We start from the raw sequence: 12,530 nt of genomic DNA on the forward strand, positions 1-12,530 counted from the left end.
TTGAGTAGTCGAGAGATTATTTTCAGTGATTATATGGGGTTGTAACAATCCCCCACAAGGAAGGTCCGAAATGCTGGCTTCCCGACGCCGGCCCGGCGTCGTCGTGCTCGGTGCCACGGTGCTCCTCTTCCTGCTTCCGGCGGCTCCGGCGCTCGCGGCCAACGGGCTCCTGGTCAACTCCGTCAAGATGGTCGACAACCTCGTCCACATCAACGTCTCCTACAACTGCGACGCGCCGGTCGACAGGATCCTGGGCGTGGCCTTCAAGGACCAGGACAACCTGGCGACCAAGACGGCCGTCCCCAACTGCGACGGCGTCAGGCACACGGCCGACCTCAAGGCCCCGGTCAAGAAGGGCACGATCGCGAAGGGCGACAAGGTCCACGTCGTGGCCGAGCTGTACCGCGAGGTCAACAAGACCACCAAGACGGTCTACGTGCAGAAGCTGCGCACGCTGACCGTGCGGTAGCCGGTGGTCAGGACAGCAGCGAGAGGCGGTGCGCGGCGGCCGCCGCCTCGCCGCGGGTGGTGACGCCGAGCTTGGCCAGGATGTTCGACACGTGCACGCTGACCGTCTTGGCCGAGATGAACAGCTCGGCGGCGATGTCCCGGTTGGTGCGGCCCTGGGTGACCAGGCGCAGCACCTCCAGCTCGCGCGGGGTCAGCAGTTCGGACGCCTCCTGCGGCTGCGGCGCGCCGGCGCCCACCCGGCGCGACAGCGCCTCGATCTCCGTCACCAGCGGCGTGGCGCGCAGGGCGCGGGCCAGCGGCAGGGCCAGCTTGAGCCGGGCCGCCGCCCCCTCCCTGTCGCCCGACCGCGCCGCGACGACGGCGGCCCGCAGCAGGGCCTTGGCCTGGTTGTGGGGGCGGTTGAGCCGTTCCCAGCCGGCCGCCGCGGCGTCGAAGTCCCCGCTGTACGACAGCCGGTACGCCTCCACGACCGGCCCGATGACCGATAGCTCCGAGGCGACCTCGGCGGCCCGCGCCCGTACGGCCGCCGTCCGCTCCGGCTCGGTGCCCTCGGCGGCGTCGCAGACCACGCGCAGCAGGGCCAACAGCCGCCAGCCGAGCATCGCCTTGCTGGAGCGGGTGGGGTGGGCCAGCACCCGCTCGGCCGCGGCCAGCGCCTGCGCCGGCTCGCCGCGCAGCAGGTGCCAGCCGATGCACAGCCGCGCGTTGTTGGTGATGTCCTGGACGAAGTCCTCGGGACGTTCCTTGAACACCCCGACCTCGGACAGGATGCTCTCCACCAGCTCCAGCTCGCCCCGCGCGAGGGCGATGTCGGCGCGCACGCGCAGCAGGGCGAAGCGGGTGCGCAGGGCGGGCCCGTAGGCGAGGGCGGACTCGACGATCTCGATGGCCTCGTCCCAGCGGCCGATGGTCTCCAGCGCCTCGGCCCAGTTGTTCATGATGAACAGGCCGCTGCCGCGCAGCCTGCCCCACTTCCTGGCGGTCTCCCAGCCCTGCTCGGACAGGCGCAGGGCCTCCTCGTGGCGGCCCATCTCGATGAGCGAGTCGATGTTGTTGCCGATCGCCCGCAGGATGATGCGGTGGGACTGCTCCTCGCGGCCGATCTCCAGCGCCTGCTCGTTGAGCGCGATCACGGACTCGGTCTCGCCGTTGAGCGAGTGGCCGAGGGCCAGGTTCATCAGCAGGTCGCTCTCCAGGCAGCGGTCGCCGAGCTGCCTGGCCAGCCGCAGGCCCTCCGCGATCAGCTCGCTGGCCTCGGCGATCTCGCCGCGCAGCATGAGGTGCCGGCTGAGCGGGGCGACGACCTCGGCGTGCTCCAGGCTGTCGCCGGGGACGAGCCGCAGGGCGTCTCTCAGGTCCTCGATGACGTCCACATGGCCCTTGGAGTTCCTGAACGCGGCCCGCCGCGCGATGAGCTGCGCCACCCGGCCGGGCTCGCGGGTCTCGTCGAGCTGCTTCAGCGCCGCCTTGACGAACTTCATGCCCTTGTCGACGTCGCCGCCGGCGTGGGCGGCCTCGGAGGCGCGCTCCAGGACGGCGGTGTGGTCGGCGCCGATGCGCTCGGCGGCGTCGGGCACCCGGTCCCAGAGCATGAGCACGCGTTCGAGCAGCGGCACGGCCTCGGTGTAGGCGAACGCCTTGAACGACTTCTGCGCGGCCTCCCACGCCGAGATCAGCGCCCACAGGTCGTTGCGCGCGCCGTACCAGTGGTGGGCCAGCTCGACCGGGGCGCGGCCGGGCGGGACGAGCGTGCGGTCCTTGGAGATCTCCTCGGCGTAGCGGGCGTGCAGGCGCTGGTGCTCGCCGGGCAGCAGCTCGTCGTGCACGGCCTCCTGGATGAGGGAGTGGCGGAAGACGTACGCGCGGTTGTCGGCGACCTGGAGCACGTTGCCGGCGATGGCGGGACGCAGCGCGGTCTCCAGCTCGACGTCGGACAGGCCGCTCACGGCGGCCAGCAGCGCGTGGCCGACCCGGTTGCCGCCGGCCGCGGCGATGCGCAGCACGCGCTGGGTCTCCTCGGGCAGCCGCTCGACGGAGTTGAGTATCAGGTCCTGCATGGACTCGGGGAAGCCGCAGTCCTCGCCGCTCTCCAGCATGGCCTCGACGAACAGCGGGATGCCCTCGCTGCGCTCGTAGACCTTCTCCACCTTGGCGTAGTCGGGGACGCGGCCGAGGATGCCGGTCATCTGCTGGGCGACCTCGTCGCGCGACAGGCGGGGCAGGTCGAGCCGGTGCACGCCCTGCACCCGGCCGAGCTCGGCCAGGACGGGCCTGAGGGGGTGCTGGCGGTGCAGGTCGTCGCTGCGGTACGTCATGACGATCAGCACCTGCGGGATGTGCAGGTTGCGGGTGAGGAAGGCGATGAGGTCGCGGCTGGACCGGTCGGCCCAGTGGATGTCCTCGATGACCAGGACGGTGGGACGGGCGTCGGCCAGCCGCTCCAGCAGGGTGAGGATCTGCTCGAACAGGCGGGCCCGGCCGGTGTCGGTCTCGCCGTCGCCGACCGGCTCGCCGAACTCGGGCAGCAGCCGGGCCAGGTCGCGCTCGGCGCCCTCGGGCAGCAGCGCGGCGACCGCGGCGGGGCCCTGCTCCCGGACGAGCTGGCGCAGGGCGGCGGTGAAGGGCGCGTACGCCAGGCCCTCGGTGGACAGCTCCACGCAGCCGCCGAGCAGCACCTGTGCCCCGTCGGCCGCGCAGCGCTCGGCGAAGCGCTGGACCAGCCGGGTCTTGCCGACGCCGGCCTCGCCGCCCAGCAGGACCGCTGTCACCTTGCCTTTGAGCGCCTCGTCGAAGCTCTCGAAGAGGGCCGCCAGCTCCTCCTCCCGCCCCACGAAGACGGGACTGACAGATCGTCCCCGCATGTCATCCAGCATGTCATGCCTTATCAAATGCTTTCGACCTGATTTGTGATGTCCCTGGGAGAGGGGGATCGGGTGAGGACCTGATTGGTGATGTCCCTGGAAGAGGGTGAAGGCGGGTCCTGACGGTGCGGTTTCAAGGGGGCGCTGAGGCCCGGCCACGAGGGAGGTGGTGGCCGGGCTCTCGTGGGGTGGTCATGACGAGCGGCGCTTGCCGAAGACCGAGCGGCGCCCGGCCTTGTTGCTCCGCTCCGCCTCGCGTACCCGCCGGTGCTCGGCGGCCGCTCGGCGCAGCTCGCTCGCGTGGCTCTTCATCAGCTCGTACTCGATCTCGGGGTTCATCCCGTGCTCCTGACGTGTGGTGCTTTTTCCTGACACCTTCAAGGTTCGGGCTAAGGTGCCCAGCCGCACATCGGGTGGATGCCTTATCTCCGCGGGCAGATCCGATCATGGATACCTACGCGTACCTACGCCGCATACCTAGGGCCGCCCGGTTATGCCTTAGGCGATCGGTTTGGAGGACGCGGCCCTGGTCGGCGATGCTGTGATGGTGTCAACTATGACGACTTCGCTCGCGGACGTCGCCGCGTCCGGCGCGACGCTGCGGGCCTTCCTGCACGGCCTGCCCGGCGTCGACCGGGTCGGCGCCGACCAGCGGGCGGCCACGCTCGGCACCCGATCCATCAAGACCACCGCCAAGGCCACCGCCATCGACCTGGCCATCTCCATGGTCGACCTGACCACTCTGGAGGGCGCCGACACGGCCGGCAAGGTGCGCGCGATGTGCGCCAAGGCCGTGCGCCCCGGCGGTGACGCGCCCAGGGTCGCGGCCGTCTGCGTCTACCCCGACCTGGTGGCCGTGGCCGCCGAGGCGGTGCGCGGCTCGGGGGTGAAGGTGGCCTCGGTGGCGACCGCGTTCCCGAGCGGCCGTTCGTCGCTGGAGGTCAAGGTGAGCGACACGGCGCTGGCCGTCGCCGCGGGCGCCGACGAGATCGACATGGTGATCGACCGCGGCGCGTTCCTGTCCGGCGACTACCTGAAGGTGTACGAGGAGATCGTCGCGGTGAAGGCCGCCTGCGGCGCGGCGCACCTCAAGGTGATCCTGGAGACCGGCGAGCTGGCCACCTACGACAACGTGCGGCGCGCGTCCTGGCTGGCGATGCTGGCGGGCGCCGACTTCATCAAGACCTCGACGGGCAAGGTCTCCCCGGCCGCGACGCTGCCGGTGACGCTGGTGATGCTGGAGGCGGTACGCGACTTCCGCGACGCGACGGGGCGGCAGGTGGGCGTCAAGCCGGCCGGCGGCATCCGTACGGCGAAGGACGCCATCAAGCACCTGGTGCTGGTCAACGAGACCGCCGGCGACGACTGGCTGAGCCCCGACTGGTTCAGGCTCGGCGCGTCCTCGCTGCTCAACGACCTGCTCATGCAGCGCCAGAAGCTCACCACCGGACGGTACGCCGGCCCCGACTACTTCACGTTGGACTGATGATGGCGATCTTCGAGTACGCACCCGCCCCCGAGTCCCGCGACGTCGTCGATCTCCAGCCGTCCTACGGGCTGTTCATCGACGGCGAGTTCACCGACGGCTCCGGCCCCACGTTCAAGACCGTCAACCCCGCCACCGAGGAGCCGCTGGCCGAGATCGCCACGGCCACCTCCGACGACGTCGATCGCGCGGTGCGGGCCGCCCGCAAGGCGTTCGGCGTGTGGAGCGCGCTGCCGGGCGCCGAGCGCGCCAAATACCTGTTCCGCATCGCCCGCATCATCCAGGAGCGGGCCCGCGAGCTGGCCGTGCTGGAGTCGCTCGACAACGGCAAGCCCATCCGCGAGTCGCGCGACGTGGACGTGCCGCTGGTGGCGGCGCACTTCTTCTACTACGCGGGCTGGGCCGACAAGCTGGAGTACGCCGGGTTCGGCACCAGGCCGCTGGGCGTGGCCGGGCAGGTCATCCCGTGGAACTTCCCGCTGCTCATGCTGGCCTGGAAGATCGCCCCGGCGCTGGCCTGCGGCAACACCGTGGTGCTCAAGCCGGCCGAGACCACGCCGCTGAGCGCGCTCTGGTTCGCCGACATCTGCCGGCAGGCCGACCTGCCGCCGGGCGTGGTCAACATCGTCACCGGCGCGGGCGAGACCGGAGCGGCCGTCGTCGCGCACCCCGACGTCGACAAGGTGGCCTTCACCGGCTCCACCGAGGTCGGCCGGATCATCGCCCGCACGGTCGCGGGCACCGACAAGAAGCTGACGCTGGAGCTGGGCGGCAAGGCCGCCAACATCGTGTTCGAGGACGCCGCGATCGACCAGGCCGTCGAGGGCATCGTCAACGGCATCTTCTTCAACCAGGGCCACGTCTGCTGCGCGGGCTCGCGGCTGCTGGTGCAGGAGTCGGTCCAGGACGAGCTGCTGGAGGCGCTCAAGCGCCGCATGGCCACGCTGCGGGTCGGCGACCCGCTGGACAAGAACACCGACGTCGGCGCGATCAACTCGGCCGAGCAGCTCGCCAAGATCCGCGAGCTGTCGGAGCTGGGCGAGGCCGAGGGGGCCGAGCGCTGGTCGGCGCCGTGCGAGCTGCCCGAGCGCGGCTTCTGGTTCGCGCCGACCGTCTTCACCGGGGTCGCGCAGTCGCACACGATCGCCAGGGACGAGATCTTCGGCCCGGTGCTGTCCGTGCTGACCTTCCGCACCCCGGCCGAGGCCGTGGAGAAGGCCAACAACACGCCGTACGGGCTGTCGGCCGGCATCTGGACCGAGAAGGGCTCGCGCATCCTGTGGATGGCCGACAAGCTGCGCGCCGGCGTGGTGTGGGCCAACACGTTCAACAAGTTCGACCCGGCCTCGCCCTTCGGGGGCTACAAGGAGTCCGGGTACGGCCGGGAGGGCGGCCTGCTCGGGTTGGAGGCCTACCTTGACGTGTGAGCATCGCCGTTCCGGCCGCCGCGAGCGGCGCGCGCAGGCCACCCGCGACCACGCCTTCGCCCGCGCCGGCCGGCCCGTCCGCACCGGCTGGTACGCCCACCGCTGCGGCGTGAGCCGATGCGGCCAGGTCTTCGTGCCGGTCCAGATGTCGCAGGAGTCCACGTGGAGGGGGCGGGGCGATGAGTAGGTTGTCCGTCAGAAAGACCTACAAGCTGTACATCGGAGGGGCGTTCCCGCGCTCGGAGAGTGGGAGGTCCTACCCCGTGACCTCGGCAAAGGGCGACTTCCTCGCCAACGCCTCGCTGGCCTCCCGCAAGGACGCCCGCGACGCGGTGGTGGCCGCGCGCAAGGCGTTCCCCGGCTGGTCGGGGGCGACCGCCTACAACCGGGGGCAGATCCTCTACCGCGTCGCCGAGATGCTGGAGGGGCGGCGCGCGCAGTTCGCCGAGGAGCTGGCCGGCAGCGGGCCGGGCGGCAAGCGGGCGTCCCTGGAGTCTGTTGACGCGGCGATCGACCGGCTGGTCTGGTACGCGGGCTGGTCCGACAAGATCGCCTCGGTCCACGGGGCGGCCAATCCGGTCGCCGGGCCGTACTTCAACCTGTCCGCGCCCGAGCCGACCGGCGTGGTCGCGGTGGTCGCGCCCGCCGATCCGCTGCTCGGGCTGGTGTCGGTGGTCGCGCCGGTGATCGTCACCGGCAACACCTGCGTGGTGGTGGCCTCCGAGCCGGCGCCGCTGGCCGCGATCACCCTGGCCGAGGTGCTGGCCACCTCCGACCTGCCCGGCGGCGTGGTCAACCTGCTCACCGGGCGGCAGGCCGAGCTGGCGCCCTGGCTGGCGGCCCACATGGACGTCAACGGGCTCGACCTGACCGGGGTGACGGACGCCGACCTGGCGCTGCGCTGCGAGCAGGAGGCGGCGGAGAACCTCAAGCGGGTGCTGCGCCCGTCCCAGGAGGACTGGACGGCCGACCCGGGAACCGGGCGGATGACCCGCTTCCTGGAGACCAAGACCGTCTGGCACCCGAAGGGCAGCTGACCCCCGGCCCTCCCTCCGGCCCCGTCCTCCCGCCCGGCGCGATCAGTGGTAGCCGGGCGGGCGGACCGGCGGGTGGGTGGCCTGGAGCTGCGCGGCCAGGCCGAGCAGGTGGGGCTCGCCGCCGGGCGGGGCGACGAGCTGCACGCCGATCGGCAGGCCGCTGGAGTGCGTGGCGACCGGCACGGTGAGCGCGGGCCAGCCGCACATGTTCCACGGCCCGGCTCCCGGGGCGAAGCGCACGTTCAGCAGGACGTTGCGCAGGAAGCCGTGCTCGCCCCACCGCTCCGCGCGCGGCGGCACGGTCCCGAGCACCGGCATGACCAGGGCGTCCGCGTCGCCGAACCACTGGTCGGCCCCGTAGGCCCGCCAGCGGTCCCGGCCACGCGTCCCGTCGGCCCGCAGCGCGGCCAGCGCGCGGCCGACCCGCGCCAGCGCCCGGGTACGCCGCTCCAGGCGGGCGGGGTCCAGGCCGTCGATCGCGGTCGCGGCCTGGCGCAGCCAGGTGGCCACCGTGGCGGGGCCGAGCCAGAGGGGCAGCTTGCGGGCGTGCTCGACCACCGTGTGCCCGGCCACCCGCAGCGACTCCGCCGCCGCGCGGACCGCGGCCTGGAACTCCCGGTCCACGGGCAGGCCGGCCGGCAGCGGCTGCGGCGCGTAGGCCACCCGCAGGTCGAACGGCTCCGGCCCGTCGGGCGGCGGCTGCGGCTGCCACACCTCGGCGTCGTCGGCCCACACCGAGCGCAGCATCGGCAGGCGCGGCGCCACCCGGCGGCCGGTCCGCCACGCCTCGGCCAGCGACGGGTCGGCGGCCAGCACCGACAGCGCCAGGGACAGGTCGGCGGCGGTCGTGGCGATCGGGCCGTTCTCGGTCAGGCCGTTCCAGTCCTGCGCCGGCGCGGGCACCAGCCCCGTGCCCGGCTTGACGGCCAGCACGCCGCAGGCCGCGCCGGGGATGCGCAAGGAGCCCATGCCGTCGTTGCCGAGCGCGATCGGCACCATTCCGGCCGCCACCGCCGCCGCCGCGCCCGAGGAGGAGCCGCCCGGGGTGCGGTCGGGGTTCCACGGGTTGCGGACGATGCCGTACGCGCTGTCGCCGACCCCCACCAGCCCCAGCTCCGGCAGGTTGGTCAGCCCGACCACCACCGCGCCCGCCGCGCGCAGCCGCGCGACCGCCGGATGGTCCTCGGCCGCGGGCGCGCCGGAGGTCGCGGCCGAGCCGAGCCGAGTCTGCTCGCCGGCCACCTCCAGGTTGTCCTTGACCGCCACCGGCACGCCGGCGAGCGGCAGCTCGGCCAGGTCGCGCCGCTTCTGCAGGGCCTGCGCCTCCTCCACGGCCTGCTCGCGCACCAGCCGGAACGCCCCGATCCGCGGATCGTGCCGCGCGATGGCGTGAAGGTGCTCCTCGACCACGGTGACGGCGGTGACCTCGCCCTGCCGGACGGCCGTCGCGATCTCGATGGCGGACCTGCCTGCCCACAACATGTCTAGAGTGTGCAGGTTTTGACTCTTCGTTGCGAGGGGTCGCCGCCGGCCCTCTCAGCTCTCCAGCTCTCCAGCTCCCTCAGCTCTTCAGCTCCTCAGCCAGACGCGTAGCGGGCCGGTGGTGCGGAAGCCGTGGCGCAGGGCGTCGGACGGGTCCCGCTCGTAGCCGACCAGCGGGCGGCCGGGGAACAGGGTGGCCGCCGCCGAGACGACGCCCGCCCACACCTCGTCCGGGCCGCAGCCCGCGTCGAAGACGTTGGAGACGCCGACCACCCGCTCGCGCGGGGTGAGCACGCAGCCGGCCACCAGCTCGCCCCCGATCCCGCCGCACAGGATCGTCGCCTCCTCCAGCAGCGCGGCCGGGAACAGCCCGTCCATCCCGCCGTCGAAGCACGCCTGCTCCCACGCGCCCAGCGTGGCGGGCGTGGCCGGCTCCCACGTGAGGCGGCCCGGCCGCGGCGCGGGGGCGGGGTGGTGGATCCACCGCGCCTCGAAGAGCACGTCGAAGCCGGGCAGGTCGAGCGTGGCGAAGCTGTCCTTGACGGAGGCGCCGGAGCCGGCGTCGATGCCGTCCAGCACGTCGGCGGCGCTCGCGGCGGGGGAGAGCGTCACCGCGTCGGGGTAGTAGGGCGGGGTCCTGGCGGGGCTGGTCCAGGCCCGCTCGGCGAACGTGCCGCCGTCGCCGCCGTGGGCGCGGCACATGGTCGCGCACCACTCGGCGTTGTCGCGGGCCGCCAGGGCGGTCACGGGCAGGGGCGGGGTGACGGGTGGGGGCGCAGGCACGGTCACGGACGGTTCCTGGGGTTCGTACGGCGGGTGGGCGGCGCGGTGAGCGGGTCCTCCGGCCAGGGGTGCCTGGGGTAGCGGCCGCGCAGCTCCGCGCGTACGGCACTGTAGCCGTCGCGCCAGAACGACGCGAGGTCGGCGGTGACCGCCACCGGGCGGCCCGCCGGGGACAGCAGGTGCACCAGCACCGGCACGCCCGCGATCCGCGGCGTCTCCTGCAACCCGAACAGCTCCTGCAGCTTCACCGCCAGCACCGGCTGCTCGCCCGAGTAGTCCACCCGGACCCGCGTCCCGCTCGGCACCTCGATGCGCTCGGGGGCCGCCTGCTCCAGCCGCTCGCTCCACGGGACCAGGCGGTGCAGGGCCTGGGCCACGTCGATGCGTTCGAGGTCGGCGCGGCGGCGGGCGCGCGACAGCTCGGGCTCCAGCCACCGGTCGGCCAGGGCGACGAGGTCGTCCACGGGCGGCCAGGGGTCGCCGATCGCGCGGTGGCAGAAGGCCAGGCGCTCGCGCAGTTCCCTCGCCTGCCTGGTCCAGGTCAGGACGTCCTCGGTACGCAGGCCGTGCAGGACGGCGGGGCGGACGTCGGCGTCCTTGAGCGGGACGGCCGACAGCTCGATCGCGCCCAGGCGTTCCACGGTGCGGGCGGAGACGTCGCCGCGCCGCTCGCCGGGCGGGACCCGCCACCCGATCTCGTCCTCGATCGTGACCGGGTGGGCCAGCCTGGCGGTCTCCTCGTCGATGGCCACCGCCTGGCGGACGCGGGCCGCCGCCGCGCCGGTGGGGCGGTCGGCCACCGCCACGGCCAGCCACTCGGCGCTCTGGAGCCGGGAGCCGGGGGCGAGCTGGGCCTCGGTGCCGGAGGCCATCAGGTAACCGCCGCCGCGCCGCCGCGCCACCCGCTCGGGAAACGCCAACGCCACGACCAGCCCGGCGACCGCGTCATCCGTCCCGGCCACGCCGGCGGACGTCCCCGCTGCGCCGTTGGGCGTCTCCGCCACGCTGTTGGACGTCTCCGCCACGCTGTTGGGCGTCCCTGCCGCGCCGTCGCCTGTCCCTGCTGCGCCGTCGCCCGTCCGGAGCCTGGAGGTCCGGGAGACGGGGGAGGGCGTGGTGCGGCGGAGGCGGCGGGTCTCCTCGCGCCAACGGGCGGCGAAGCCGGTGCCGCCGCGGCGGGCGGCGCGCCAGACCTCCACCAGGTCGTCCCCGGCCTCCCTCGGCAGCTGCTCGCTGAGCAGGGCCACCACCTCGGCGGCGCGCGGCCCGCCGTCGAGCAGCGCGCGGGCCAGGCGCGGATGCACGCCCGCGAGCGCCATCCGCCGCCCCCGCCCGGTCACCTCGCCGCCGGGGCCGAGCGCGCCCAGCTCGCCCAGCGTGCGGGTGGCGGCCGACATGGCGGCCGGCGGCGGCGGGTCCAGCAGCGCCAGGCCGCTCGCGTCCGGGTCGCCCCAGCAGGCCGCCTGGAGCGCGAACCCCGTCAGGTCGGCCAGCGCGATCTCCGGCCTCGGGTGCTCGGCGAGCCGGTCGTGCTCGGCCCGCGCCCAGCACCGGTAGACCGTCCCGGGCGCCTCGCGCCCGGCCCGCCCGGCCCGCTGCCCGGCCGCCGCCTTCGACACCCGGACCGTGGTGAGCGAGCCGAGCCCCCTGGCGTGGTCGGTACGCGGCTCCCTGGCCAGCCCCGAGTCCACGACCACCCGCACCCCGGGCACGGTCAGGCTCGACTCGGCGACGGACGTGGCCAGCACCACGCGGCGCCCCGCGCCGGGCGCCAGGACGGCGTCCTGCACGTGCGCGGGCGCCTGGCCGTGGACCTGGAGGACGTCCACCCCCACGCCCGCCAGCAGCCCGGCGACCCTGGCGATCTCGCCCACGCCGGGCAGGAAGCACAACACGTCGCCCTCGTGCTCGGCCAGGGCGCGGCGGACGACGTCGGCGACGTGCGCGAGCAGGGCGGGATCGACGCGCAGGCCGTGCGGCGGGGCGACCGGCCGCGCGGGCGGGGCCCAGACGGTCTCGACCGGGTACGTCACGCCGCTCGCCGCCACCACCGGCCCGCCGATCAGGCGCGACCAGCGGCCGGCGTCGGCGGTGGCCGAGGTCGCCAGGAGCCGCAGGTCGGGGCGGAGGGTGTCGCGGACGTCGAGCAGGAACGCCAGCGCGGTGTCGGCGTCGAGGTGCCGTTCGTGGCATTCGTCCAGGATGACGGCATCCACCCCGGGCAGTTCCTGGTCGCGCTGGAGGCGCTGAAGCAGCACGCCGGTGGTGACCACCTCGACCCTCGGGTCGGCCCCGGTGTGGCGCTCGCCGCGGATCGTGTAGCTCGCGCCCATGCGCCGGGCCGCGGCGCGTACGGCCAGCCGGCGCGGCTCGGCGACCAGCACCCGCATCCCGGCCTCGGCCAGGGCGAGCGGGACCACGGTCGTCTTGCCGGTGCCGGGCGGCGCGGTCAGCACCGCCGTCCCCGGCCGGCCGGATTCCGATCCGCTGGGCCCTGATCCACTGGGCCCCGATCCACTGGGCCCCGATCCATTGGGCCCCGATCCGCCGAGCACGGACAGCAGCTCCGGCAGGACGTGCCGGATCGGCAGCCCGTCGGCCAGGGGTCCGGTCATGGAAGGGTCGCGTTCAGCACCGAGTCGAGCAGGCCGGGGAAGCGGCTGTCGAGGTCGTCGCGGCGCAGGCTCATGTACTTCAGTCGGCCCACCTGCTTGGTGTGCACCACGCCGGCCTCGCGCAGCGTGCGGTAGTGGTGCGAGGCCGTGGACTTGTGCACGCCGAGGTCGTCGCCGGCGACGCCGCACGTCATCTCGCCGCTCACGGCCAGCCGGACGACGATCTCCAGCCGGACGGGATCGGCCAGCGCCCGCAGGACCTCGGTGAGCTCGATGTCCTCGGTGGCGGGATGCGGCATCAGGCGCATGTGAGGAACCCTACCTCCGGCTAATTGTTTGACAATAATCCAACCATACGTCAGTTTGAT

General features: G+C 73.7%; 11 protein-coding genes. 5 read left to right on the top strand and 6 right to left on the bottom strand.

The annotated features are described in order from the left end of the window. Positions 1 to 70: 70 nt before the first annotated feature. Positions 71 to 469 (top strand): hypothetical protein, encoded by a 399-nt coding sequence (locus AB0H75_RS36810; protein ID WP_367804275.1) that lies wholly within the window; start codon positions 71 to 73, stop codon positions 467 to 469. Between the two features lie 7 nt (positions 470 to 476). On the opposite strand, the gene AB0H75_RS36815 is transcribed toward AB0H75_RS36810, so the two are convergent. Further along, entirely contained in the window at positions 477 to 3,332 is a 2,856-nt protein-coding gene (locus AB0H75_RS36815) for an AAA family ATPase (protein ID WP_367804276.1), read from the bottom strand. 192 nt (positions 3,333 to 3,524) lie between these two features. Continuing rightward, entirely contained in the window at positions 3,525 to 3,671 is a 147-nt protein-coding gene (locus tag AB0H75_RS36820; RefSeq protein ID WP_367804277.1) for a hypothetical protein, read from the bottom strand. Positions 3,672 to 3,888: 217 nt separating this feature from the next. Here AB0H75_RS36820 and deoC point away from each other — a divergent pair, with 217 nt between their 5' ends. From deoC to AB0H75_RS36840, 4 genes are read left to right on the top strand one after another with little or no spacing between them, the layout of a single operon-like run. Then, positions 3,889 to 4,818: a deoxyribose-phosphate aldolase gene (gene deoC / locus AB0H75_RS36825; RefSeq protein ID WP_367804278.1), complete on the top strand. Its 930-nt coding sequence runs from the start codon at positions 3,889 to 3,891 to the stop codon at positions 4,816 to 4,818. 2 nt (positions 4,819 to 4,820) lie between these two features. After that, on the top strand, positions 4,821 to 6,245 hold the full coding sequence (locus tag AB0H75_RS36830) for an aldehyde dehydrogenase family protein (protein ID WP_367804345.1): 1,425 nt from the start codon (positions 4,821 to 4,823) through the stop codon (positions 6,243 to 6,245). Next, positions 6,235 to 6,432 (top strand): hypothetical protein, encoded by a 198-nt coding sequence (locus AB0H75_RS36835; protein ID WP_367804279.1) that lies wholly within the window; start codon positions 6,235 to 6,237, stop codon positions 6,430 to 6,432. The genes AB0H75_RS36830 and AB0H75_RS36835 overlap by 11 nt, the downstream gene beginning before the upstream one ends. Further along, complete coding sequence (locus AB0H75_RS36840) at positions 6,425 to 7,282, top strand: aldehyde dehydrogenase (RefSeq protein ID WP_367804280.1); 858 nt, start codon at positions 6,425 to 6,427, stop codon at positions 7,280 to 7,282. Before AB0H75_RS36835 ends, AB0H75_RS36840 begins: the two co-directional genes overlap by 8 nt. A 42-nt stretch (positions 7,283 to 7,324) precedes the next feature. On the opposite strand, the gene AB0H75_RS36845 is transcribed toward AB0H75_RS36840, so the two are convergent. The 4 genes from AB0H75_RS36845 to AB0H75_RS36860 form a co-directional block, all read right to left on the bottom strand. After that, a complete protein-coding gene (locus AB0H75_RS36845) occupies positions 7,325 to 8,764 on the bottom strand; it encodes an amidase (protein WP_367804281.1) in 1,440 nt (479 codons plus the stop codon). A gap of 87 nt (positions 8,765 to 8,851) precedes the next feature. Next, positions 8,852 to 9,553, bottom strand: coding sequence for a hypothetical protein (locus AB0H75_RS36850; protein WP_367804282.1), 702 nt, complete (start codon positions 9,551 to 9,553; stop codon positions 8,852 to 8,854). Continuing rightward, the gene (hrpB, locus tag AB0H75_RS36855; RefSeq protein WP_367804283.1) at positions 9,550 to 12,162 is read right to left on the bottom strand and encodes an ATP-dependent helicase HrpB; all 2,613 of its coding nucleotides are present in this window, start codon (positions 12,160 to 12,162) and stop codon (positions 9,550 to 9,552) included. Before hrpB ends, AB0H75_RS36850 begins: the two co-directional genes overlap by 4 nt. Beyond that, the gene (locus AB0H75_RS36860; protein WP_367804284.1) at positions 12,159 to 12,470 is read right to left on the bottom strand and encodes an ArsR/SmtB family transcription factor; all 312 of its coding nucleotides are present in this window, start codon (positions 12,468 to 12,470) and stop codon (positions 12,159 to 12,161) included. Before AB0H75_RS36860 ends, hrpB begins: the two co-directional genes overlap by 4 nt. Positions 12,471 to 12,530: the final 60 nt, after the last annotated feature.

The sequence above is a fragment of the Nonomuraea sp. NPDC050783 genome (assembly GCF_040802095.1).
Lineage (GTDB): Bacteria > Actinomycetota > Actinomycetes > Streptosporangiales > Streptosporangiaceae > Nonomuraea.

Coding starts and splice junctions, on each gene's coding strand:
- AB0H75_RS36810 (WP_367804275.1), top strand. CDS start 71: ATGCTGGCTTCCCGACGCCGGCCCGGCGTCGTCGTGCTCGGTGCCACG.
- AB0H75_RS36815 (WP_367804276.1), bottom strand. CDS start 3,332: ATGCGGGGACGATCTGTCAGTCCCGTCTTCGTGGGGCGGGAGGAGGAG.
- AB0H75_RS36820 (WP_367804277.1), bottom strand. CDS start 3,671: ATGAACCCCGAGATCGAGTACGAGCTGATGAAGAGCCACGCGAGCGAG.
- deoC (WP_367804278.1), top strand. CDS start 3,889: ATGACGACTTCGCTCGCGGACGTCGCCGCGTCCGGCGCGACGCTGCGG.
- AB0H75_RS36830 (WP_367804345.1), top strand. CDS start 4,821: ATGGCGATCTTCGAGTACGCACCCGCCCCCGAGTCCCGCGACGTCGTC.
- AB0H75_RS36840 (WP_367804280.1), top strand. CDS start 6,425: ATGAGTAGGTTGTCCGTCAGAAAGACCTACAAGCTGTACATCGGAGGG.
- AB0H75_RS36845 (WP_367804281.1), bottom strand. CDS start 8,764: ATGTTGTGGGCAGGCAGGTCCGCCATCGAGATCGCGACGGCCGTCCGG.
- hrpB (WP_367804283.1), bottom strand. CDS start 12,162: ATGACCGGACCCCTGGCCGACGGGCTGCCGATCCGGCACGTCCTGCCG.
- AB0H75_RS36860 (WP_367804284.1), bottom strand. CDS start 12,470: ATGCGCCTGATGCCGCATCCCGCCACCGAGGACATCGAGCTCACCGAG.